Below are 22,372 nucleotides of genomic sequence, written 5' to 3'. Positions count from 1 at the left end.
TCCTGTCGGCGTGGTGGAACGGGCGGGGTCCAGGCGCTGCGGCGGCGGCCAGCGTCGCCTGCGCGCGGGTGATCTGGCTGGCGCGGCGCACCGCGGTGGCGGCGGCCAGCGCCTCGGCGGCCTGCCGCGCGGCTTCAGGCTTGTTGCCGGCGGCCAGTGCCCGCGTGGCCGCTGCATTCAGCGCATAGGCCAGGCGGGCCTTGTCGTCGCGTTCACGCAGCGCGTCCAGCGCCGCCTGCAGTGCGGCCGCCGCGCCCGGCTCGGCCCGCTGCAGGCGGACCAGGGCGGCCAGCGCGTCGGCGAACGGCACCTGGCTTTCGCCCATGCGCTGCGCGGCGCGGGCCACTTCGCCCAGGTGGACCAGCAGCTCGTCGTGGCGGCCCAGCTCGTATTCCACCGTCGCCAGCGCCAGCATGCATTCGCATTCGCGCCAGTGGTTGGCGGCCGCACGCGCCAGCGCCACGGCACGGGCCAGCGCGGCGCACGCGGCTGGCGCGTCGCCATCGGCCCGCGCGACGAGGCCGCGACCCCATTCCAGTTCCATCACCGGCAGCTGCAGCGTCGCGGCCAGCGCGGCGGCGTCGGCCAGCAGCGCGCGCCCGCGCTGATCGTCGGCCTCGATGTCGATCAGGCAGCGGGCGGTGTTGGCCAGCTGCTGGCAGCGGGTGATGTCGTCGGCGCGGCGCGTGCAGCGCTCGGCGGCCAGCGTGGCGGCTTGCGCGCCGGCCGCGTCGCCGGCCTGCTGGCGCCAGAAAGCCAGGATCTCCCAGCCCGCGCCGGCCTCGGTGTGCAGCGCCAGCGCCTCGGCCGCGGCAATGGCCTGCTCGATGCGCGGCGCCAGCGGCGGCAGCCGGCGCGCGCCGGTGGCCGCGGCGGCCACGCGCAGCCGCAGCAGGCCGATCTCAAGACGCGCCTTTTCGGCGTTAGCGGGCAGCTCGTCCAGCAGGGCCAGGCCGCGCTCGGCCACCTGCGCGGCCTCGACATTCGCGAACGCGCGCAGCCAGTGCTCGCCGGCCGCCAGCGCCGCGCGGGCGGCGGGCAGCGCGTCGCCGGCCAGGCTGGCGTGGTGCACCACGGCGCCGTGCAGCCAGGGGTCGTCGCGGCTGGCGCTGGTGAACATGCGGGCGATCTGCCGGTGCAGCGCGCGCCGGCGGGGCGTGGCCGGCGCGCGGTACACCTGCTGGCGCACCAGGCCATGGACGAAGTCGAAGCCGCCTGCCTCGGTGGCGCGCAGCAGGCCGCGGCGCTCGAACTGGGCGATGCGGCCCAGCACCTCGGCCACCGGCAGCGCAGTGGCCTCGGCCAGCCATTCGGCGCGGAACTCGCTGCCCAGCGCGGCGGCCCAGCCCAGCAGGTCCTGCGCCGGCTCGTCCAGCATGCGCAGGCGCTCGTCGATCAGGGCCTGGAGCGAAGGCTCCGCCTGCGCCGCGCCACGGCCCTGCGCGCGGGCCAGCTCGCTCAGGTACAGCGGGTTGCCGCCGCTGTCGCGCAGCGCCTGGTCCGCATCGGCCAGCTGGTCGCCGAGCCACCGGCGCACGGCCTGCGCATCCAGCGGGCCGAGCCGCTGGTGTTGCAGCACACGCGCGCGCCCCAGCGACAGCAGGCGTTTGGCACCGGCGTTGTCGTCGACCTCGCCGGCGCGCGCGGCCGCGGCCAGCAGCAGGGGCAGCGGCGGATCGGCCAGGCGGCGCGCGACGTAGTGCAGCAGCGCGGCCGAGGCATCGTCGATCCACTGCAGGTCGTCCACCAGCAGGGCGATCGGCTGCTGCTGCGCCAGGGCGGCCAGCAGCGCGGCGGTGGCCTCGAACAGCTGCTCGCGGCTGTGGCCGCCTTCGCCCGGGCCGGTGTTGCCCGGGCCGGCATTGCCGCCGAGCAGCGGGCGGATGCGGGCGAGCAGCGCGACGTCGGCATCGCCGGTGGCCAGGGCACGCAGCGCATCGAGCCACACGCCGTAGGGGCGCAGCATCTCGGCCTCGAAGCAGCGCGCGCGGATCAGGCGCAGGCCAGTGGCCGCGGCGCGCTCGGCCAGGTGATCGAGCAGCCGGGTCTTGCCGATGCCGGGCTCGCCGGTGAACAGCAGCACCGGCGCGGTGGCGGGTGCGGCGATGGCCGCGTCAATGGCGCGGCACTCCTCGTCGCGCCCGAACAGCGCGGCGGCCGCAGACGACGGCCCGGCTGCCCAGGCCGCGAACCCGGTGCGGGCCCCGGCAGGCGGGGTCTCGGGCGAGGGCTCGCGCGGCGCTTCGCTGGCCGGCGTGGTCATCGCCAGGCGCTGCTGGCGCCGCACGCTGCGGATGCTGTCGTCGAGCAGGCCGCCATCGGGCAGCGCCAGCTCTCGCCGCAGCAGCTCGCGCGCCCAGGCGTAGTGGCGCTCGGCCTCGGGGTAGCGGCCCGCGGCGGCCAGCAGCCGCACCAGCGTGGCATGCGCGCCTTCGGCGAGTGGGTCGGCGGCCACCATCGCGCGGCCATGCGGCAGCGCGCGCTGCGGCTCGCCGGTGAGGCGGCTGACCAAGGTCTCCAGCACGGCGCGGCGCAGGCGGCCGAAGCGTTCGCGTTCGGCCATGACCCAGTGGTGGAAGCGGTAGCAGGCCGGCAGCTCCAGCCCGTCGAGGAACTCGCCCTGCAGGGCCTGCGCGGCCGACTCGAGCGCGGCGATGGGTTGCTCGTTCAGCGGGCCGCGTTCGAGCAGCACGCGCACCTGGGTGCAGTCGATGTCGCAGCCGCGGGCCTCGAAGGCGACGCGCTCGCGGTCGGCCTGCAGGCGCGGCTGCGCTTCGTCGTCGACCACCGCGCGCAGCTTGGTCAGGCTCCAGCGCAGTGCGGCACGCGGGTCGTCGGGGCCGTCCCACAGCAGGTCGCACAGGGCGGTGCGTGCTTGCGGTGTGCCGGTGGCCACCAGGTAGCCCAGCAGCGCGCGGGTGCGGCGCGAGGGCGGTAGCGGCCGCAGCGCGCCATCGGCACTGCGCAGCTCGAGCTCGCCGAGCAGGCGCACGCGCAGTCGAGGTGCAGCGGGGGCCTTCATCGTCGGCATTGGGCGCGCGGGCCGGGCAGGGCGTCAAGCCGGGTGCAACGCGCAGGCGGCCAGGTGCCCGAACAGGTGGGCGGCGATCTCGCGCACATCGTCTTCGGCCCCGTGGAGGAAGCTGGACTTGCGCCGGCGCAGCAGCGGCAGGCCCAGCACGTACAGGCCCGGCGAATCGCTGACGATGCCGCGGTCGTGGCGCAGCCGGCCGCGGCGGTCGAACAACGGCAGGTCCAGCCAGCGGAAGTCGGGTTGGTAGCCGGTGGCCCAGACGATGCTGCGCAGCTCGGTGCCGAGTTCGGCCTGCAGGCGCAGCGTGGTGCGGACGACGGTCGGCGCGAAGCGCTCGACGGCGTCGACCTCGGCCTCCAGCCGCTGCGCGGCGGCCCAGGCATCGAAGCCATCGAGCAGGCGGTTCATCTTCAGGTCGGCCAGCTGGCAGACGTTGCCCAGGCCGCCCGAGAACAGGGCCTGCGTGCCACGGACGCCGGCCAGGCGGCCGCAGACTTCGACGCCCTGCTGCTGAACGGCGTTGAGGTCCAGCGTCGCCCGCTCGGCACTGCCGATCAGCTGCGGCGAGGGCAGGCGGCGCGCGCGCTGCGGGTCGTCGACGTCTTCGACGCGCTGGTCCAGCACGCCGCTGGCCAGCAGCCACCACTGCACGTCGCGGCCACGGTACAGCCGCGGCAGGCGCACCTGCTCGCCGCAGGCCAGCAGCACCGGGCGGCCGCTGCGCTGCAGCTCCTGCGCCAGCTGCAGCCCGCTGGCCGAGGCGCCGACCACCAGCACGCCACCCGGCGGCAGCTGCGCGGGCCGGCGGTAGGACAGGGTGGTGAATTGCGCGACCGTGGTCGGCACGGCAGCGGCCAGCGGTGGCAGCGCCGGGCGGCGGCAGGCGCCGCTGGCCAGCACCACGGCGCGGCAGTGCCAGTCGCCTTGGGTCGTGTGCACGCGGTAGCCGCCTGCGGCTGCGGCCACGCGCAGCACGGTGGTGCCGGTCTGCAGGGGGGCCCGGATGCGTTCGGCATAGCGCGTGATGAACGCGGCCACGTCGGCGGCGCCCATGTAGCCGTCGGGATCGTTGCCGGCATAGGCCTGGCCGGGCAGGCGGCACAGCCAGTTCGGCGTCAGCAGGCGCAGCGAGTCCCAGCGTTCGGTGCGCCAGGCGTGGGCCACCTCGCCGCGTTCGATCACCACATGGTCGACCGCGCGCTGGGTGAGCGCCTGGCTCATCGCCAGACCGCAGTGGCCGGCGCCGACGATGACGACGTCGACCGAACGAGGCGTGCCGCGCACGATGCTCAGGCCTTGCTGCTGGTGACGCGGATGTCGGTGGGGTTGGCGATGATGTCGAACACCGCCGAGCGCTTCTGCGATTGCGCCACCAGCGCGGCAATCTGCTCGGGCGTGGCGTCGGCATCGATCTCGTAGTGCACGCGGATGCCGTCGAAGCCGTTGCGCACCCGTTCGTCGATGCCCAGCACGCCCTGCAGGTCCATGCCCGCTTCGAGGGTGGCGCGCACCGAGTGCAGCTGGAGGTTGCGGTGCTGCGCCACCGAGGCAATGCCGGCCGAGAGGCAGCCGGCCAGGCCCACCAGCATCAGCTCCACCGGCGTGGCGCCGTTGTCGGTGGCGGCGAAGATCTCGGGGTGGTCGACGTCGAAGTCGAAGCTGCGGCGGTGGCGCTGCTCCTGGCCCAGGCCGAAGAAGCCGTCGACGGTGGCGCGGCTGTGCGTGCCGTTGACCCACTGGCTGGTGGCGCGCCAGGTGAACTGCGCGCCTTCGGGCGCATCGGTCAGGGCGGCGCGGGCGGTGAGCAGTGCGTCGACGTTGACGCCGTTGTCGGCGCGGCGGGTCGTGGTGGCGGTTGTCATGGCAGTGGCTCCTTCGGGTGGATGGGCGCCGGTGCGTTCACCGGACGGAAGCCACTGTGCGCAGGTCGCGTTGGAGCGGGCGTGGTAACGAGCGTTGGCGTGCGCGCTCGCGTCAGCCCGGTGGGTCTTCGCCCGCCCCCGGGCCCAGGCGGTTCAGCAGGAATTCCACGGCCACGCGCACTTTCGGGATCTGGTAGCGCGTCTGCAGGTAGAGCAGGTAGATGCCGGCTTCGCCACCGCGGTTCACCGACAGCGGCTGCGCCAGCGGCACCGGCACCAGTTCGCCGCTGTGCAATGCGGTGCGCAGGCCCCATTCGGACAGCAGCACCAGGCCGCGGTGCTGGCGCGCCATGGCCAGCAGCGCGGCGCCGTCGTTGCTGATGAAGGCTGGCGTGACCGGCACCTCGCGCCAGCCGTCCTCGTCCAGGCCCTGCCACTTGATCACCGCGTTCGGGCCGCGGTACATCAGCGCGCGGTGGTGCTGCAGGTCGTCCAGCGTCTGCGGCGTGCCGTGCTCGGCCAGGTAGCGCGGCGAGGCGGCGAGCATGAAGCGGTTGGGGTCGAGCTTGCGCGCGACGATGCGGTCCTGCGGCTGCCGGCCGCCGCGGATGGCGATGTCGATCTGGTCGCGGCCCAGGTCGACCAGCGCGTCGCTCAGGTGCACGTCGAGCACGATCTCGGGATAGCGGTCGGCAAAGTCCTGCAGCGCCGGCATCAGCAGCAGCTGGCCGTAGCTGGGCATGGCGCTGATGCGCAAGGGGCCGCTGGGCGTGCTGCTGCGCTGGCCCACCAGCTCGTCGGCATCGGTCAGCCGCGCGATGCCGGCACGCACCTGCTCGAGGTACAGCGCGCCCAGTTCGGTGAGCCGCACGGTGCGCGTCGTGCGGTGCAGCAGCGCGACGCCCAGCTCGGCTTCCAGGTCGCTGATGCGGCGCGAGATCGACGAGGCCGGCACGCCGAAGGCCCGCGCCGCGCGCGAGAAGCTCAGGGTGTCCGCCACCTTCACCAGGTACTGCAGCGCACGCAGCTTGTCCATCGTGGACCTCCATCCGGCATCGCTGGCCATTGTTGCCGGCACGGCAAAGGAATTTGGCGATTGCGATGGATTCCGCTGACAAGGGCTTGTCCCTACGATGCCGTCATTGCACCCACACGACCCCGGAGACCGACATGACGACCCCGATGCTCAAAGCCCAGTACACCCGCCGCGGCCCGGTGCCGCAGGACGTGATCGAGGCCGTGCCCTTCGCCAGGCCCGTGCTGGCCACCGGCCAGGCGCTGGTGGCGGTGCTGGCCGCGCCGATCAACCCCAGCGACGTGCTGACCTTGACCGGCCAGTACGGCATCCTGCCGCCGCTGCCCGCCACGGGCGGCAGCGAAGGCGTGGGCCGCGTCGTCGAGCTCGGGCCGGACACGCAAGGCCCGGCCATCGGCCAGACCGTGCTGCTGCCGGCCGGCTCGGGCACCTGGGCCACGCATGCGGTGCTGCCCGCCGCGCGCCTGCTGCCGCTGCCGAACGAGGCCGACCCGCAGCAGCTGGCGATGCTGACCGTGAACCCGCCCACCGCGGCGCTGCTGCTGAGCGACTTTGCCCACCTGCAGCCCGGCGACTGGGTGATCCAGAACAGCGCCAACTCCGGCGTCGGCAGCTACGTGGTGCAGCTGGCCAAGCTGCGCGGCTTCAAGACCGTGAACATCGTGCGCCGTGAATCGGCCATCGCCGGCGTGCAGGCCCTGGGCGGCGACGTGGTGCTGGTGGACGGCGAGGACCTGGCCGAGCGCGTGAAGGCCGCCACCGGCGGCGCTGCGATCCAGCTGGGCATCGACGCGGTGGGCGGCAGCGCCACGATGCGCCTGGCCGCCACGCTGGCCGAAGGCGCGACGATCGTCAACTACGGTGCGCTGAGCGGCGAACCCTGCACCGTGTCGCCGCGCGAGCTGGTGTTCCGCGATGTCACGCTAAAGGGCTTCTGGCTCGCGCGCTGGTACCGCGGCGCGCCGCAGGCCAGGCAGATGGCGCTGCTGACCGAGCTGGCCGGGCTGATTGCCGCCGGCAAGCTGCACACGCCGGTGCAGGCGACCTATCGCGTCGAGCAGATCAAGGCAGCGGTGGCGGCTGCGGCGGCGGGGGAGCGGCAGGGGAAGATCCTGGTGGTGCCGGCGTAGTGGCGGCACTCGGCGCGGAGATGAAGTCGATCAGGATCTTCTCGACCTGATCGGCGGGCAGCGGCGGCGGCTGCCGCGCACCCAGGTCGACGGACAGGCCGGGAAACGCGATGACCAGTGCCGCGGCCAGCAACTGCAGGCCGATGAAGGGCCAGGCGCCGCGGTACAGGTGCCGGCTGTCGAACGACGGCGGCGCCACTGAGCGCAGCGTGTACAACGCCACCCCGAAGGGCGGATGCATGAACGAGGTCTGCAGCGCAATGCACACCAGCACCGCGAACCAGGCCGCGTCGATGCCCAGCGCCACGGCGGCGGGCACCAGCAGCGGCAGCGCGAGGAAGGCGATCTCGAAGTAGTCGAGGAAGAAGGCCAGCCCGAACACCAGCAGCATCGCCGCGACGAGAAAGCCGGTCTGCCCGCCCGGCAGGTGCAGCAGCATCTGGCTCACCCAGGTCTTGCCGTCCATCGCGTTGAAGGGCAAGGTGAAGAAGGTGGCGCCGACCATCACGAACAGCGTGCTGCAGCTGATCAGCGTGGTGTTGTCGACCACGGCCCGCAGCGCGGCCAGGCCGAGCCGGCGGCGGCCCGCGGCCAGCGCCAGCGAGGCGGTGGCGCCGAAGCCGCCGCTCTCGGTCGGCGTGGCCACGCCGGCCAGCACCGACCCCAGCGTGGCCGCGATGATCAAGGCCGGCGGCGCCAGTGCACGCAGCGCTGCGCGCACCGCCTGCAGGGTCGGCGCTCCGGCACGGGCCGGCGCCGTGCCCGGCCGCAGGCGCGTCAGCAGCAGCACGTAGAGCATGTACAGGCCGGCCAGCAGGAGGCCGGGCGCCAGCGCCTTCTCGTACAGGCGGAAGATCGGCACGCCGGTGGCATCGGCCATCACGATCAGCACCAGGCTCGGCGGAATCAGCTGCGCCAGCGTGCCCGCTGCGGCAATGCTGCCGGCCGCCAGGCCCGGGGCATAGCCTGCGCGCAGCATCGCCGGCAGCGCGATCAGGCCCATCGGGATGATGCTGGCCTGCACCACGCCGGTGGTCGCCGCCAGCACCGTGCCGACGATGATGACGGCCAGCGCCAGCCCGCCGCGCGCCCCCTGCAGCAGGGTGGAGAGGGCGCCCAGCATCTCCTCGGCGATGCCGCTGCGCTCCAGCACCAGGCCCATCAGCGTGAAGAACGGGATGGCGAGCAGCATGTCGTTGAACAGCAGGCCGTACACCCGCAGCATGTGGGCCTGCGCCATCGCCAGCGGGAAGAAGTCCAGTGCAGCCCCGAGCAAGGTGAAGGCGAAGCCGTGCACGACGAGCGTCAGCCCGACGGGAAACCCCAGCAGCAAGGCGCCCGCCATGCTGAAGAACATCAGCGCGACCAGTCCGTTGCTCATGCCGCTGACGCCTGATCGGAGCGGCCATCGGCCTGCTGCACTTGCGGCAGCAGCACCGACGCCGGCAGCCAGCCGCGCAGGACGCAGACACGCCGCAGCGCCTCGGCCAGGCATTGCAGGGCCAGCAGCGAGAAGCCGATGAACAGCGCCAGCTTCACCGGCCAGCGCTCCAGCCCGACCAGCACGTCCTCGGGTCCCTCGCGCCGCAGCAGAGAGTCGGTCCAGAAGGCCCAGTACGAACAGGCCAGGTAGACGCACACCATGCCCAGCGGACCCAGGAACAGCAGGTCGATGATGCAGCCGGCACGCAGCGAGAGGCGCTGCCGCAGCACGTCGACCTGCACATGGGCCTGGCGCAGCAGCGTGTAGCCCGCGGCGACCAGGTACACGCAGGCGAACAGGTACCACTGCAGTTCGCTGAGGCCGTTGTGCCCCCAGTGGAAGGCCTTGCGCACGGCGGCATAGGCCACGCAGACCAGCGGGATGGCCAGCGTCAGCCAGCGCACCGCTTCGCCGACGCGCAGCGTCAGCGTGTCGATGCGGGCCACCAGGCGCGGCACGGCAGCGCGCAGCGGCCTCATGTCGGCAACGGTTCCACCGCGGATATCGCACCGACCTCGAAGACCGTCGATCCACCCGCGGCCCGCCCGAGCAGCGCGGCATCCCGGTCCCAGAACCGGAACTGGCGCACCTGCATCCTGCTCACGTCGAACATCGAGGCCTGGGCGAGCAGGCCCTCGGCGGCCGGGACCGGGCGCTCGCCGTGCGCCACCAGCGCCGCATGGCTGGGGACGTCGACGATGTCCAGCGTGCAGCTGCGCGCGCCGTGCAGGCGCGGCCTGGCGGTGCCCAGCAGCGGACCGGCGGTGGGCCGCACCCAGCCGAAGGTCTGCGTCACCGCGGCGTACAGCGGACCGAGCAGGAAGTCGCGCGCGGCACTGGCGTGCTCGAAGAGGTAGACCGGTGCGTAGCAGTTGTCCGGCGTCGTGGCGTGCGCGCTGTCGGCCAGCAGCCAGGCCTTCCACACCAGGCCATCGTGCCGCTCGAACAGGTGGCGCTTGTCCGAGATGCGCCGTCGGATCACCCCCATGTCGAACGAGGGCGGCAGGTCGAACGCGTAGTGCAGCATGTACATGAGACGTCTCCTGGCGCCAGCTTAGGCACCGGCGCGGCCGGCCACCAGCGAGAAGTGCGGAACGCTGGCTTGAGAAAAACTCAAGCCTAGAATGGCCGGCGGCATCGGCAGAAAGGGGCGCGCTTGGAAGGGCTGGTTCATCGCTACCTGCGCGCCTTCGTGGCGCTGGCGGAGCAGGGCACCCTGGCCGGCGCCGGGGGCAGCCTGGGGCGCACGCCCTCAGCGGTGAGCCTGCAGATCTCGGCCCTGGAGCATCGCCTCGGCCGCCGCCTGTTCGTGCGCGGGCCGCGCGGCATGGTGCTGGCGCCGGCTGGCGAACTGCTGCTGGCGCATGCCCGCCAGATGCTGGCGCTGGACGCCGCGGCGATGGCCGCGGTCCGCGGCGCGGCGGTGCAGGGCGATGTCCGCTTCGGCATGCCGCAGGACTTCGCCTCCTCGCGGCTGGCCGCGACGCTGCAGCGCTTCCGGCAGAGGCATGCCGGGGTCCGGGTGCATGCCGTCATCGAACGCAACAACGTCATCGTTCGCCAGGTGCAGGAGCGTCAGCTGGACCTGGCGCTGCTGATCGGGCGCCGCCGCCATGAACTCGCACTGGCGGCCTACCTCCGGCCCACACGCTGGTTCGCTGCGCCGGGGCTGGCCTGGAAGCGCCGCGCGCCGCTGCCGCTGGTGATGCTGGAGGAACCGTGCATCTACCGCGACGACGCGCTCAAGGCGCTGCGGCGCGAGAAGCTGCCCTTCGAGATCGCCTTCACCACCGGCAGCGTGCCGGCGATGTGGGCGGCCGTGCAAGCGGGCACCGGTGTCACCGCGCGCATGGATCTCGGTGCGCCGCCGGATGTCGCCGAGGCCGGGCCGCAGCTGGGTCTGCCCCGGCTGCCGGCGACACGGCTGTCGCTGGTGAAGTGCCAGCCGGGCATGGTCGACGTGGTCGAGGCCTTGGCGGCCGTCGTGCGCGCGTCGCTCGACGACAGCTGAGTCGCGCCGTGCTCGAAGTGTTCCCAGTGGTCGGCCATGCTGCTGCGGCTGGGGCCACCGCGCCGCGGGTCCTGCTTGCGCAGGTCCGCCTGCACTTCGGGTAGCGACCGCGACGCACGCGTCGCGGAACGACGGACCGCAGTCCATGCAGCCCTCGGTTCGCACCCCAGCCGCTTCAACGGACGATGCCTTTGGCGCGGTGGCAGGAACGACTCTAGCGGCGCACCGCCACGCCGCGTTGCGCACGATCAAGGTCAGGCCGCAGCCGCGCTCTCGCGCAGGCCGCGCTTGAGCACCTTGCCGATCGGCGTCTTCGGCAGCGCCGTGCGGAACTCGATCGCGCTCGGGCACTTGTAGGCCGCGAGGCGTGTGCGGCACAGCGCCGCCAGCGCCGCGCCGTCAAGCGCGGGATCGGCCCTGACGACGAGCAGCCGCACCGCCTCGCCGCTACGCTCGTCGGGCACGCCGATCACCGCGCAATCGGCCACGCCGGGATGGCTGGCCACCACGTCCTCCACCTCGCTCGGATAGACCTTGAAGCCCGACACCACGATCATGTCCTTCTTGCGGTCCACCAGGCGCAGCCGGCCCTCGCTGTCCATCGTGCCCAGGTCGCCGGTGCGCAGCCAGCCGTCCGGCGTGAAGGCCCGCGCGGTCTCTTCCGGCCGCTGCCAGTAGCCCGTCATCACCTGTGGCCCGCGCGCGCAGATCTCGCCGACCTCGCCCGCCGGCAGGGCCACGTTGGCTTCGTCGCGGATCTCGATCTCGGTGCCGGGATAGGGCAGGCCGACATCGCCCGACCAGGCCGCGCTGTCCAGCGGGTTGCAGGCCAGCACGCCGGCCTCGGTGAGCCCGTAGCCCTCCACCAGGACCCGGCCGGTGGCGGCCTGCCAGCGCTCGGCCACGCTGCGCTGCACGGCCGCGCCGCCGGCGATCGAGCTGCGCAGGTGGCGCAGGTCGACCTTGCCGAAGCCCGGCGCGTCCAGCATCGCGCGGTACAGCGTGTTGACGCCGACGATCACGCTGAACCGGCTCGGCGCCAGCGTGTGCAGCAGGCCGGCGATGTCGCGCGGATCGGTGATCAGCAGGTTGTGGCCGCCGAAGTTGAAGTAGGCGAGCAGGTTCACCATCAAGGACAGCACGTGGTACAGCGGCAGCGGTGTCGCGACGACCTCCTCGCCCTCCCGGACGACCTCGCCGCACCAGACGTTGTTCTGCCGCACGTTGGCGACCACGTTGCGGTGCGTCAGCATCACGCCCTTGGGCGCGCCGGTCGTGCCGCTGGTGTACTGCAGGAAGGCCAGGTCGTCGGGGCCGAGCGGCACCTCGCCCACCGGCAAGGCATGGCCCTGGCGCAGCAGCTCGTGCCAGGCCACCGCCTGCGGCATCGTCCAGGGCGGCACGGCATGGCGCACATGCCGCACGACGAAGTTCGCGATCAGCGCTTTCGGCGCGGGCAGCAGGTCGCCGATGCGCGTGACGATCACATGCCGCAGTCCGCAGCGCGCCTGCACCGCCGCGACGGTGTGGGCGAAGTTCTCGAGCACGACGATGGCGCTGGCACCGGCGTCCAGCAGCTGCCGCTCGAGCTCGGGCGCGGTGTACATCGGGTTGACGTTGACGACCGTCAGCCCGGCCAGGAAGGCACCGAACAGCGCCACCGGGTACTGCAGCACGTTCGGCAGGATCAGCGCCAGCCGCTCCCCGCGCTGCAGGCCGAGCCCGTGGCGCAGGCCGCTGGCGAAGGCCTGGCTCAGCGCCTGCACCTCGTCGAAGCTCAGCGTGGTGCCCATGTTGCTGAACGCCGGCTTCGGGCCGTGGCGCGCGACGGCCGCGGTGAACAGGTGCCGCACCGACGGGATCCCGGCGATGTCCACGTCGAAGGGCACGCCGCGGCCGTAGTGGCGATGCCAGCGCTGCGTGGGCAAGGCGGCGGGCCGCTCGGTGCGCGGCGCGGGCCGCGAGGGGCTGAGGGTCATGGCGTGTTCCCTGCGGCGGTGCCCGATGCCGCGGACGGCGTGCGGCGCGCGAGCTGCGTGGCGAACCAGGCACCGGCGAGATCGGCCACCTGCTCCAGCGTGCCCGGCTCCTCGAAGAGGTGCGTGGCGCCGGGCACAACCTGCAGCTGCTTCTCGCAGGCCAGCTGGCGCAGCGCGTCACGGTTCAGCGCGAGCACTTCGCGATCGGCCTCCCCGACGATCAGCAGCGTCGGCGCCCGCACGCGCGCCAGCACCGGCGCGGCCAGGTCCGGGCGGCCGCCGCGCGAGACCACGGCCTGCACCGACCGCGGCCGCTCGGCCGCGGCCGCCAAGGCGGCGGCTGCGCCCGTGCTGGCGCCGAACAGCCCGAGCGGCAGCGCCACCAGCTCGCCGTGCGCCGCGCAGCCATCGATCGCCTGCACCAGGCGGCCGGCCAGCAGCGCGATGTCGAACACGTTCGCGCGGTCGGCGTCCTCGTCCTCGGTGAGCAGGTCGAACAGCAGCGTGCCCAGGCGCCGGCGATGCAGCGACTCGGCCACGTAGCGGTTGCGCGGGCTCAGGCGGCTGCTGCCGCTGCCATGCGCGAACAGCACCAGGCCCTGCGCATGCGCCGGCACGACGAGCTGGCCGGCCAGGCCGAGGGGACCTATGCGGATGTCTTGGGGGACCATGCGACCTCCGGTGAAGCAGGCCTCGGCGCCCGGGCCACATGGACGTCCTCGATCGTGATCCGGCAGGCCATCAGGTCTGCCCTGAATTGATCGAGCCGCGCGGCTTTCTCGCGGGCGGCGGCCTCGACCAAGGGCCAGGCATCCAGACCGAGGAACCTGATCTCCAGCGCCAGCTGCATGGTGGTCTCCGTCGTGTTCCTGCCAGTTGTGCGCCGAGGGTGCCGTGCGGCCGCGCCAATGCTTCCGGATGACGCGAACGAATCTAGTCCGGCCCGGGGATCAGGCGTTGAGTGACCGCAATGCCCGCGCCAGCGCCCGGCAGCGTGGGGCATCTGCGTGGCGATGGTCACCGCGGTCCGGAGACGCGTTGCGGGCCTGCGACCGCATGGCCCGACTCGAGGTTCGATGACCGAGCTCAACATGCAGGCCTGAGGGGCCATTCAGCATGAACGGGCTGCCCTCGGCGGGCAGCTCGGAGTGGATCATGAATGTCGAGTCGATCTGTACGCGGCGCATTGTCAGCGTCGACGGCGCGGAAACGCTGCAGCGCGCGGCGTTGGCGATGCGCGAGCAGCACGTCGGTGCCGTCATCGTCACCGCGCAACAGCCGGATGGCATGCACGTGATCGGCATCGTCACCGACCGGGACCTTGCCATCGAGGTGCTGGCGCGTGGCGCCGATGCATCGACGGTCCCGGTCGCGCGCCTGGTGCAGGAGCCGGCGCTGGGCATCGCGGCGGACGCGGATGTCGAGCGGGCGATGCTGCTGATGGGGACCGAGGGTGTGCGGCGCCTGCTCGTGCACGATCGAGACGGACGATTGGTCGGTGTGCTCTCCATCGATGACCTCCTGCCCGCGCTGATCGCGCCGTTGACCGCGCTGGGCGAGGTCTTCAAGCGCGGCCTGCAGCGTGAAGCGGCGCGCCGCGGAACGCTGGCCTCCACCGTGCAGCCGGTGCTGCGCGTGCCGGCCTTGGGCACCGCGGGATGGCACAGCGGCTCGCCACCCTAGGTCGCCGGCGGCTTTGCCCGTACCGGCCGCTCGATCCGAGGCCGGGAGAGGGAGATCAGGCATGCATGCATTGGAACTTGGCCGGGCTTTCACGCTGCTCGAGCCCGGCCCCGTGGTGCTGGTGACCACGCACGACGGCCATCGCCCGAACGTCATGACGATCTCGTGGACCATGGTCGTCGACTTCACGCCCAAGTTCGCCATCACGACCGGTGCGTGGAACCACTCGTTCGCGGCGCTGCGCGAGACGCGCGAATGCGTGATCGCCGTTCCCGCGGCCGACCAACTCGACCTGGTGGTCGGCATCGGCACCTGCTCCGGGGCCGACACCGACAAGTTCGCGAAGTTCGGCCTCGCGACGCGGCCGGGCCGCTTCGTCAAGGCGCCGCTGGTCCCGGCGTGCCTGGCCAATGTCGAGTGCAGGGTGATCGACCTGATCGCCAGGCACGACATCGTCATCCTGGAAGGCGTGGCGGCCTACATGGACATCGCGCGGAAGGAGAAGCGCATGCTGCATGCCGTGGGAGATGGCAGCTTCATCGCCGATGGGCGCAAGTTCGACCGCAAGGTCCAGATGGCCTCGAAGCTCCCGGCGCTGTCGTGAACGCGTCGTCGCGTGGCAGGTGCGAGCATCAGCGGCAAGCCGCCGCGCGACCCATCAGACGGCGTCGCATCAAGTTGCTTTCCAGGTCACATCTGCTGTGCGCACGCCTGTAGCAGGGCGCGCTTGACCAGGGTTTCGATCAAGGGCAGCTTGTAGGCATTGCCGGCCAGGGGCGCAGCACCGTCGAGGGCCGCCTTGCCCGCCTGCGCGGCGCTGGTTTCGTCGATGCGCTGCCCGAGCAGCAGCTGCTCCGCGGCGTGCGCACGGTGCGGCACCGGCGCCACCGCGCCGAGCACCACCGAGGCCGCGCGGCAGCGCTGCTGCGCGTCGAGCTGCAGCACCGTGGCCACGTCCACCAGCGGCCAGTCGAAGGCCTGGCGTTCGCTGAGCCGCAGGTGGGCGCTGCGCGAGCCGTCAGGCGCGGCGGGCAGCAGCAGCGCCGTGACGATCTCGCCCGGCGCCAGCCGGTTCTCGCGCCGCGCATCGGTGCGCACGCCGACGAAGAAGTCCTCCAGCGGCTCGACGTGCGGCCCGCCGCTGCGGCCAATGCGCTCGATGCGGGCGTTCAGCGCCACCAGCGCCGTGGCCAGCGTCGAGGGGTGCACGATGGCGCAGGGCCGGTTGTCGAAGACCGCGTGGTAGGCGTTGCACCCGCCGAGCGCGAAGCAATGCGTGCCGCCCTTGCGCAGGCACGGGTAGGCCGGCGATCGGAAGTACCAGCAGCGCGGCCGTTGCAGCAGGTTCCCGGCCACCGTGGCCACCTGGCGGATCTGCGGGCTCGCGCTGCCTTCGGCGGCCTGGGCGAGCGCCGGGTAGTGGCGGCGCAGCGCCGCATCGGCGGCCAGCCGCTGCAGCGTCACGCGTGCGCCGATGCGCAGGCCCGTGCCGCCCGTGCCTTCGGTGATGCGGTCGAGTTCGCCGATGTCGTCGAGCGCGACGAGGCTGGCCGGGCTCAGCAGCTGCTGCTTCATCAGGTCGAGCAGGTCGATGCCGCCCGCCTTGACCACGGCGGCGGCCGGCGACGCCTGCGCGGCCTCGCCCATCAGGCCGGCGACCGTGGCCGTGGCCGCGCGCGCGGCCTGCTCGACGCTGGCCGGGGCGAGCCGGGCGAAGGGTTCCATCGTCACCTCCCCGCCGGCAGGCGCCCCAGCGTGGCCAACGCGGCCAGCACGGTCGCCGGCCTCATCGGCGTCTCGCGCAGGCGCACGCCGATGGCGTTGAACACCGCATTGCCGATCGCCGCCGCGGTGGCGATGTTGGCCGGCTCGGCAATGCCGTAGGCATCGGTCGCGCTGCGGCCCTGGTAGTTTTCCAGCACGACCACGTCGATGCGCGGCACGTCGGCCGCGCCGGGGCAGCGGTAGTGCGCCAGGTCGGCATTGAGCATGCGGCCGCTGGCGCGGTCCATCACGCGCTCCTCGAGCAGCGCGAAGCCCAGCCCCATCAGCACGCCGCCCTGCACCTGGCTCTCGATCTGCCGCGCGTTGATAGGCCGCCCGCAGTCCTGCACCGCCACCACGCGCTCGACCCGGATCAGGCCGGTCTCGGTGTCCACCGCCACCTCGGCGAACTGCACGCCGCCCAGGTCCTGGCGCGCCTGGGCCATGTCGCCGAAGCGCTGGCGAAAGCCGCCGTAGTCCTCGCTGCGGCTGGCCACTTCGCTGATGCGCTCCACCGGCAGCCGCGCCGCGGCCTCGGCGAAGGACATCGAGCGCGCCGCGTCGCCGCGCACCGCGAGCCGCCCGTCGCGCGCGACCAGTTCGTCCGGCGCCGCCTGCAGCACAGGCGCCGCCGTGCGGGCCAGCGTGCGCAGCGCACGCCAGGCCGCAGTGCGCGCGGCCGGGGTGATCGAGGCGGTGGTCAGGCTGCCGTACGAAGGCGGGCCGGGCGGCAGGTCGGTATCGCCGATGCGCACGTCGATGTCCTGCGGCGCCAGGCCCAGCTCCTCGGCCACCACCTGCGCCAGCACGGTCCCGATGCCGGTGCCGATGTCCTGCACGCCGGAGGCCACCTGCACCGAACCGTCGCGCGCGATGCGCACCTCGCAGGCGGCGTTGAGCACGATGTTGGCGCCCCAGATCGATTGCGCGACACCGATGCCGCGCTTGACCGGGCCCGGATCGGCGCCGGGCGCGTGGCGCCGCGCCCAGCCGATGCGCTCGGCGCCGATGCGGCGCTCCTCGCGCCGCACCGGGCTCGGGTCGATGCGCTCGCGCAGCGCCAGCGGGTCCAGGCCCAGGCGGTCGGCCAGTTCGTCGATGGCCTGCTCCATCGCCCAGGCGCCCTGCACGTTGCCCGGCGCGCGCATCGGGCTGCCCGGCCCGCCGTGCGTGAACACGTCGTGCTGCGCGCCTTCGAAGTGGGGGCAGCTGTACAGCGCCTCGGCGACATTGCCCACGCCGGCGCCCAGGCCAATGCCGGCGGTGCCGTACGAGGTGAGCGCGATGGCCGTCAGCGTGCCGTCGCGCCGCGCGCCCAGGCGCAGCCGCTGCCAGGTGCCCGGCCGGTTGCCGGTGTCCAGCTGTTCCTCCTCGCGCGAGAGCACCAGCCGCACCGGCGCGCCGACCTGGCGCGACAGCTGCACCGCCACGCGCCCGTAGGCGCCCAGCGACGACTTGGAGCCGAAGCCGCCGCCCATCGCCTGCACCACCACGCGCACCTTCGCCAGCGGCAGGCCGAAGGCCTGCGCCGCCTCGCGCCGCACGCCGGCGGTGTACTGCGTCGAGATGTGGATCGTCAGCCCGTCGTCGCGCCAGTCGGCCACCACCGCATGCGGCTCCAGGCAGCAATGGGTCTGCACCTGGGTGCGGTACTCGGCCTCGACGACCACGTCGGCCTGCGCGAAACCCGCAGCGACATCGCCGCGCCGATCCATGCTCGGGCCGCGTACATTGCCCATTATCGGCAAAGCCGGCCGCGCCGGATAACCCGAGCCGTCGGCGCCCGGCGCCGCGCCCTCGTCGTAGACCCGCGGTGCCGACGCGGCGCGCGCGGCGTCGAGCTCCACCACATGCGGCAGCGGCTCGTAGTCCACCGCGATCAGGCGCAGCGCCTGCTCGGCGGTCGCCACGTCGACCGCCGCCACCGCGGCCACCGGCGCGCCGACGTAGCGCAGGCGGTCGCGCGCCGCGTTGCCGGGCTCCACCAGCGCCAGCACGCCGCGCACGCCGGGATGCTGCGCGGCGCGCGACAGGTCGAGCCGGCGCACCCGCGCATGCGCATGCGGCGAGCGCAGCATGCGCGCGTGCAGCAGGCCCGGCAGGCGCACGTCCACCGTGTAGCGCGCCTGGCCGGTGACCTTGGCGCGGCCGTCGTGGCGCGGCACGGCCTGGCCGACGCAGCGCAGCCTGTCGTTCGCAGGCCAGGGCGGCGGCTCGTCGGCCGGCACCTCGCGCGTCACCGTGCCCGTCGCGCCGCCGATGCCGGTGGGCCGTTCCTCCTGGCGCGTGGTGGCCATCGTCGCGCCCGCGTCACTCGCCTGCGGCGCGACGTGCCGCCGCGGCCGCCAGCGTCGCGTCGACCACATGCGGGTAGCTGCCGCAGCGGCACAGGTGGCCCGCGATGGCCGCCTGCACCTGCGCCGCATCGGGATCGGGCTCGCGTTCGAGCAGCGCGGCACAGCTCATCACGAGCCCGGGCGTGCAGAAGCCGCATTGCATCGCGTCGTGCGCGATGAAGGCCGCCTGCACCGGGTGCAGCGCATCGCCGCGCGCCAGGCCTTCGATCGTGGTGATGCGGTGGCCGGCGGCGTCGTGCGCGAACATCATGCAGGCGCACACCGGTGCGCCATCGAGCCACACGGTGCAGGCCGCGCAGGCGCCGCGATCGCAGCCCAGCTTGGTGCCGGTGAGGCCCAGCTGATCGCGCAACACCTCGACGAGGGTGGCGCGTGGCTCGACCGACAGGCGGTGTGCCATGCCGTTGACGGAGAGCGACAACGCTGCCGGCCCGGGCCCGATGGCCGCCACGACGCGCGATGCCGCGACCGGAGCCGCCTGCGCGGCGGCGGCCTGAGTGGCGGCAGCCTGAGTGGCGGCACAGGCGGCGCCAGCCGATGCGCCGAGAAACGTGCGCCGTGTGAAATCACCGCTGGTCATCGTCGCACCGCACCCCCAGGTTGCCCTGCACTATCCGGCGCCGCTGCGGGCCTGCATTGCGCCCGCTCAACATGCGATGGCATCCGGGCCAAGGGCGCTCTTCCGGTCAGAACCGGCACTACCAACCCAGGCCTGCGGGCCCGCACAGGGCCTGTCGCGGCCAGCGCTTGCGATTGACGAACAGCAAATGCTCGCCACCCACCGTGGACTACCCTCGGCCGTACAGGTTGAGTCGCCCGGCTTCATCATGCTCGCGCCTGCACCGACGACGATGAGTTCAGCTGCTCCTGATGGGTCCGCCAGCGAAGGCCCGGTGAGTCGCTTCGCATTGAGTGCCGAAGAGGATCTGCGCCTGCGAGAAGCTCATCTGGCGCGTGCGCAGGCACTCGCGCACCTCGGTAGCTGGCGGTGGGACATGGCCAACAACGCCGTGAGCTGGTCCACCGAGCTGTACCGCATCTTCGGCGTCGACCCGACGACATTCGTTCCGTCGAACGAAGCGGTGCATCAGCTGATCCACCCGGCGGATCGCGAGCAGCACCTGGTCAGTGTCCAGCGCGCGCTGCAGGGCTGTCCGGTTGCGCCGTTCGAGTCGCGCATCATCCGCCCCAGCGGCGAGGAGCGCGTCGTCCTGGCCAGTGGCTTCGACGTCGACCGGGATGCCGCTGGCAACGTGAGGACCCTGTTCGGCGCCATCCTGGACATCACCGAGCGCAAGCGGATGCAGCGGGACCTGGAGCAGGCGCATGGCGACCTGCAACGGCTGGTCGCCGCGCAAGATCGGGTCCAGGAGCAGGAGCGCCAACGCATCGCCCGTGAGCTGCACGACGATCTGCAGCAGAGCCTGGCCGGCATCATGCTGGAGGCTGCCGCCGCACGGGCGGGTCCGCCTGTCGATGACGCATCCGATCAGGCACTTGCACGCATCCAGCGCATCACGGCGCAGATAGTCCGGTCCACGCGCCAGATCATTCGCGACCTGCGACCCCAGGCACTCGATGAACTCGGACTGAAAGCCGCGCTCGACGATCTGGCAAGGCAGTTCAGCCAGCGCAGCGGTGTCGCCTGCATGCTGCACGCAAGCGCGCTGGAAGGGGCGACCGAGGCGCTCGTCGCCCCGCTGGCCACCAGCCTCTATCGCATCGCACAGGAAGCGCTGAACAACGTGGCCCGGCACGCCCATGCGCGACGCGTGCGCATCGAGCTCGCGGTCGTGTCCCCGGGCAGCGTTCGGCTGCAGGTCAGCGACGACGGCGTGGGGATGCCCATCGGCTCGCCACAGCGCGACGACACCTTCGGCCTGCTCGGTATGCGCGAACGAGCGCGCGCCGCCGGCGGATGCTTGAGCATCAGCAGCCAGCCGGGCGCGGGCACCACCGTGACGGCCGAGATACCGACGAGGCCGGCCGCTCCCGTCGCGTGATCGGGGCGCTGGTCAGCCGTCGAGTCGACGGCCGGACCGGAGCGCGAGAAGACCCGGACGATCGGCAACGAGCCAGCAATGACCTGCACGGCCAAGCCCTGCTGAGCCCCAGGGCGTAGCGCGACGCGGCGCTGATGCCTGTGGTCGAGCAGGTATGGAACGCCAACCTGCAGGTCGACGGCGCCGACAAGGTCTGGAAGCAGATGAACCGCGAGGGCATCGAGGTGGCGCGTTGCACGGTCGAGCGTCTGATGCGGCGCCTGGGCCTGCGTGGCGTCAGGCGCGGTAAGGTCGTCCGCACCACCGTCAGCGACAGCAAGGCGCCGTGCCCGCTGGACAAGGTCAACCGGCAGTTCCGCGCTGAGCGGCCGAACCAGCTGTGGGTGTCGGACTTCACCTATGTCTCGACCTGGCAGGGCTGGCTGTCCGTGGCCTTCGTGGTGGACGTGTTCGCCCGGCGCATCGTCGGATGGCGCGTGAGCAGTTCGATGACCATGGACTTCGTCCTCGATGCCCTGGAGCAGGCCCTGTACGCCCGGCAGCCCGAGCGCGACAGCAGCCTGGTTCACCACTCGGACCGCGGCTCGCAATACGTCAGCATCCGCTACAGCGAACGACTGGCCGAGGCCGGCGTCGAGCCGTCAGTGGGCAGCAAGGACGACAGCTACGACAACGCGCTGGCCGAGACGATCAACGGCCTCTACAAGGCCGAGCTGATTCATCGCCGCGCGCCCTGGAAGACCAAGGAGGCGGTGGAACTGACCACGTTGGAATGGGTGTCCTGGTTCAACAACCACCGCCTGCTCGAACAGGAAGCACCCATGCCCCGACTGCCAAAGCTGTCTCACCGCGTCGCGTTCGTTGAGATCCTTCAGAAGAATCCTTTCGGCGCAGCCACCCTCGTGATGCTGATCCTCAGTGTCGCGGTCCTTGCGTGGGTCGTCCGGCACTGAACTGGAGTGCAGGATGCCGACCTGATGCCGACCCCGAGCCCCACTGTCCCCACTTCCGTTGCCGCAACCGGGCAACAAAAAAGCACCTAGGCTTGCCACCTAAGTGCTTCTCGTACAAGCGTATCTTGGCTCTCCGACGTGGTCGCTGAGCCTCGACGTCCCGGCCCTTCAGGTCCCGACTGGCATCGCCCCGTCCGCCAGGCCCAGGGCCCAGGTCCGCCACTGGGCCGCAAGCTCGCGCGTCGCAGCTGACGCGTCCGAGGACAGGTGTGCAAGAGTGGTCGCGACGATGCCCCGAATGTGTTCGTTCTGCTGCTGCCTGTTGGCGGAGTCCGCCAGTTCAGTCACTGCCTTCATGTTCTTCTCCATGGCCGACGCTTGCAGGGCGTTCTGGGCGGACTGCGTTGCTGAAGTTGCTTCGTTCATGTGAGGTGTCCTTTGATTTGCAGTCGGCGAAAACAAAAAAGCACCTGGGCCTCGCGACCTGGGTGCTTCTCTTGTCTCGGTATCTTGGCTCCCCGACCTGGGCTCGAACCAGGGACCTACGGATTAACAGTCCGGCGCTCTACCAACTGAGCTATCGGGGAAGTGAGCCTCGCAGTATAGCGTGTTTTTTCGGCCTGTCTAGAAATCGGCGCTCAGCGAGGCATGAGCCTGGCGCGCGGGCAGGGGGTAGAGGTAGGCGTGGCCGAACTGGTACGGGGTTTCGCGCCAGGCGCGGCGGTTGGCGAGGTTGTCGATGCCAACGCGCCAAGTGAGCGTCCGCTGGCCCAGCCTCTGCTGGTAGCGAAAACCGATGTCGGCACGGGTCCAGGCGCCGACTTCCACGCTGTTGTCGGGCAGTACCGCGCGGCGGCCTTCGTGGGTGAGGTAGCCGAGGATCGCCAGGCCGGGCACGGCGGGCAGGTTGTAGGCAGCCTGCAGCTTCAGGTTGCGAGCCGGCACGTTGGTGGGCTTCAGGCCGTTCAGCGACGGGTCGCTGGTGTTCTGCACCCGGGCGCGCAGCAGCATCGCGCTGGCGCGCAGGTTCCACGCGCCGGCGCGCCAGTCGAGCTCGGCTTCCAGGCCGCGGTGGCG

20 protein-coding genes, 1 tRNA gene and 1 pseudogene are annotated in these 22,372 nt (G+C 72.3%); 6 read left to right on the top strand and 16 right to left on the bottom strand.

Going from position 1 to position 22,372, the window contains the following annotated elements; translation table 11 throughout:
• From ACILR4_RS26325 to ACILR4_RS26310, 4 genes are all read right to left on the bottom strand, one after another.
• On the bottom strand, window positions 1-3,022 hold a 3,022-nt coding region (locus ACILR4_RS26325), incomplete at its 3' end, for an ATP-binding protein (protein WP_395703868.1).
• Window positions 3,023-3,055: 33 nt separating this feature from the next.
• Window positions 3,056-4,318 carry an NAD(P)-binding domain-containing protein gene (locus tag ACILR4_RS26320; RefSeq protein WP_395703867.1) on the bottom strand — a complete coding sequence of 421 codons (1,263 nt, stop codon included), beginning with the start codon at window positions 4,316-4,318 and terminating at the stop codon, window positions 3,056-3,058.
• Between the two features lie 5 nt (window positions 4,319-4,323).
• Window positions 4,324-4,896: an OsmC family protein gene (locus tag ACILR4_RS26315; protein WP_395703866.1), complete on the bottom strand. Its 573-nt coding sequence runs from the start codon at window positions 4,894-4,896 to the stop codon at window positions 4,324-4,326.
• A gap of 112 nt (window positions 4,897-5,008) precedes the next feature.
• Entirely contained in the window at window positions 5,009-5,932 is a 924-nt protein-coding gene (locus tag ACILR4_RS26310) for a LysR family transcriptional regulator (RefSeq protein ID WP_395703865.1), read from the bottom strand.
• A gap of 134 nt (window positions 5,933-6,066) precedes the next feature.
• Here ACILR4_RS26310 and ACILR4_RS26305 point away from each other — a divergent pair, with 134 nt between their 5' ends.
• Window positions 6,067-7,062 (top strand): zinc-dependent alcohol dehydrogenase family protein, encoded by a 996-nt coding sequence (locus ACILR4_RS26305; RefSeq protein WP_395703864.1) that lies wholly within the window; start codon window positions 6,067-6,069, stop codon window positions 7,060-7,062.
• Here the strand turns inward: ACILR4_RS26305 and ACILR4_RS26300 are convergent.
• Genes ACILR4_RS26300 through ACILR4_RS26290 form a run of 3 tightly spaced genes read right to left on the bottom strand, consistent with a single transcriptional unit; the run spans window position 6,995 to window position 9,578 of the window.
• Entirely contained in the window at window positions 6,995-8,443 is a 1,449-nt protein-coding gene (locus tag ACILR4_RS26300) for a TRAP transporter large permease subunit (protein WP_395703863.1), read from the bottom strand. The genes ACILR4_RS26305 and ACILR4_RS26300 overlap by 68 nt on opposite strands.
• Window positions 8,440-9,024, bottom strand: coding sequence for a TRAP transporter small permease subunit (locus tag ACILR4_RS26295; protein ID WP_395703862.1), 585 nt, complete (start codon window positions 9,022-9,024; stop codon window positions 8,440-8,442). The genes ACILR4_RS26300 and ACILR4_RS26295 overlap by 4 nt, the downstream gene beginning before the upstream one ends.
• Entirely contained in the window at window positions 9,021-9,578 is a 558-nt protein-coding gene (locus ACILR4_RS26290) for a DUF4865 family protein (protein ID WP_395703861.1), read from the bottom strand. The genes ACILR4_RS26295 and ACILR4_RS26290 overlap by 4 nt, the downstream gene beginning before the upstream one ends.
• Before the next feature lie 123 nt (window positions 9,579-9,701).
• Here ACILR4_RS26290 and ACILR4_RS26285 point away from each other — a divergent pair, with 123 nt between their 5' ends.
• The gene (locus ACILR4_RS26285; RefSeq protein ID WP_395703860.1) at window positions 9,702-10,556 is read left to right on the top strand and encodes a LysR substrate-binding domain-containing protein; all 855 of its coding nucleotides are present in this window, start codon (window positions 9,702-9,704) and stop codon (window positions 10,554-10,556) included.
• Window positions 10,557-10,810: 254 nt separating this feature from the next.
• Here the strand turns inward: ACILR4_RS26285 and ACILR4_RS26280 are convergent, their stop codons facing one another.
• The 3 genes from ACILR4_RS26280 to ACILR4_RS26270 are packed head-to-tail and all read right to left on the bottom strand — an operon-like array spanning window position 10,811 to window position 13,385.
• Window positions 10,811-12,535 carry an AMP-binding protein gene (locus tag ACILR4_RS26280; protein ID WP_395703859.1) on the bottom strand — a complete coding sequence of 575 codons (1,725 nt, stop codon included), beginning with the start codon at window positions 12,533-12,535 and terminating at the stop codon, window positions 10,811-10,813.
• A complete protein-coding gene (locus ACILR4_RS26275) occupies window positions 12,532-13,206 on the bottom strand; it encodes a dienelactone hydrolase family protein (RefSeq protein ID WP_395703858.1) in 675 nt (224 codons plus the stop codon). Before ACILR4_RS26275 ends, ACILR4_RS26280 begins: the two co-directional genes overlap by 4 nt.
• On the bottom strand, window positions 13,182-13,385 hold the full coding sequence (locus ACILR4_RS26270; RefSeq protein ID WP_395703857.1) for a hypothetical protein: 204 nt from the start codon (window positions 13,383-13,385) through the stop codon (window positions 13,182-13,184). Before ACILR4_RS26270 ends, ACILR4_RS26275 begins: the two co-directional genes overlap by 25 nt.
• Window positions 13,386-13,651: 266 nt before the next feature.
• Between ACILR4_RS26270 and ACILR4_RS26265 the strand changes: the two genes are divergently transcribed.
• Window positions 13,652-14,218, top strand: a complete 567-nt coding sequence (locus ACILR4_RS26265; protein WP_395703856.1) for a CBS domain-containing protein — start codon at window positions 13,652-13,654, stop codon at window positions 14,216-14,218.
• A 61-nt stretch (window positions 14,219-14,279) separates the two neighbouring features.
• Window positions 14,280-14,822, top strand: a complete 543-nt coding sequence (locus tag ACILR4_RS26260) for a flavin reductase family protein (RefSeq protein ID WP_395703855.1) — start codon at window positions 14,280-14,282, stop codon at window positions 14,820-14,822.
• Between the two features lie 86 nt (window positions 14,823-14,908).
• Here the strand turns inward: ACILR4_RS26260 and ACILR4_RS26255 are convergent, their stop codons facing one another.
• The 3 genes from ACILR4_RS26255 to ACILR4_RS26245 are packed head-to-tail and all read right to left on the bottom strand — an operon-like array spanning window position 14,909 to window position 18,739.
• Window positions 14,909-15,943, bottom strand: coding sequence for an FAD binding domain-containing protein (locus ACILR4_RS26255; RefSeq protein ID WP_395703854.1), 1,035 nt, complete (start codon window positions 15,941-15,943; stop codon window positions 14,909-14,911).
• Between the two features lie 2 nt (window positions 15,944-15,945).
• Window positions 15,946-18,279, bottom strand: coding sequence for a xanthine dehydrogenase family protein molybdopterin-binding subunit (locus tag ACILR4_RS26250; RefSeq protein WP_395703853.1), 2,334 nt, complete (start codon window positions 18,277-18,279; stop codon window positions 15,946-15,948).
• A gap of 13 nt (window positions 18,280-18,292) precedes the next feature.
• Entirely contained in the window at window positions 18,293-18,739 is a 447-nt protein-coding gene (locus ACILR4_RS26245) for a (2Fe-2S)-binding protein (protein WP_395703852.1), read from the bottom strand.
• Window positions 18,740-19,106: 367 nt separating this feature from the next.
• On the opposite strand from ACILR4_RS26245, the gene ACILR4_RS26240 reads away from it, so the two are divergent.
• Both ACILR4_RS26240 and ACILR4_RS26235 read left to right on the top strand, forming a co-directional pair.
• Window positions 19,107-20,342 carry a histidine kinase gene (locus tag ACILR4_RS26240; RefSeq protein WP_395703851.1) on the top strand — a complete coding sequence of 412 codons (1,236 nt, stop codon included), beginning with the start codon at window positions 19,107-19,109 and terminating at the stop codon, window positions 20,340-20,342.
• A 119-nt stretch (window positions 20,343-20,461) separates the two neighbouring features.
• Window positions 20,462-21,295, top strand: a pseudogene (locus tag ACILR4_RS26235) (IS3 family transposase); the annotation flags it as partial.
• A 168-nt stretch (window positions 21,296-21,463) separates the two neighbouring features.
• On the opposite strand, the gene ACILR4_RS26230 reads toward ACILR4_RS26235, so the two are convergent.
• From ACILR4_RS26230 to ACILR4_RS26220, 3 genes are all read right to left on the bottom strand, one after another.
• Window positions 21,464-21,721 (bottom strand): hypothetical protein, encoded by a 258-nt coding sequence (locus tag ACILR4_RS26230; protein WP_395703850.1) that lies wholly within the window; start codon window positions 21,719-21,721, stop codon window positions 21,464-21,466.
• 85 nt (window positions 21,722-21,806) lie between these two features.
• Window positions 21,807-21,882 (bottom strand) — tRNA-Asn (locus ACILR4_RS26225).
• A 37-nt stretch (window positions 21,883-21,919) separates the two neighbouring features.
• Window positions 21,920-22,372 (bottom strand): TonB-dependent receptor domain-containing protein (locus ACILR4_RS26220; RefSeq protein WP_395703849.1); only part of this gene is annotated, 453 nt, incomplete at its 5' end.

The organism is Aquabacterium sp. (genome assembly GCF_044226965.1).
GTDB lineage: Bacteria > Pseudomonadota > Gammaproteobacteria > Burkholderiales > Burkholderiaceae_C > Pseudaquabacterium.
This window is presented reverse-complemented; position numbering and strand designations above follow the sequence as displayed.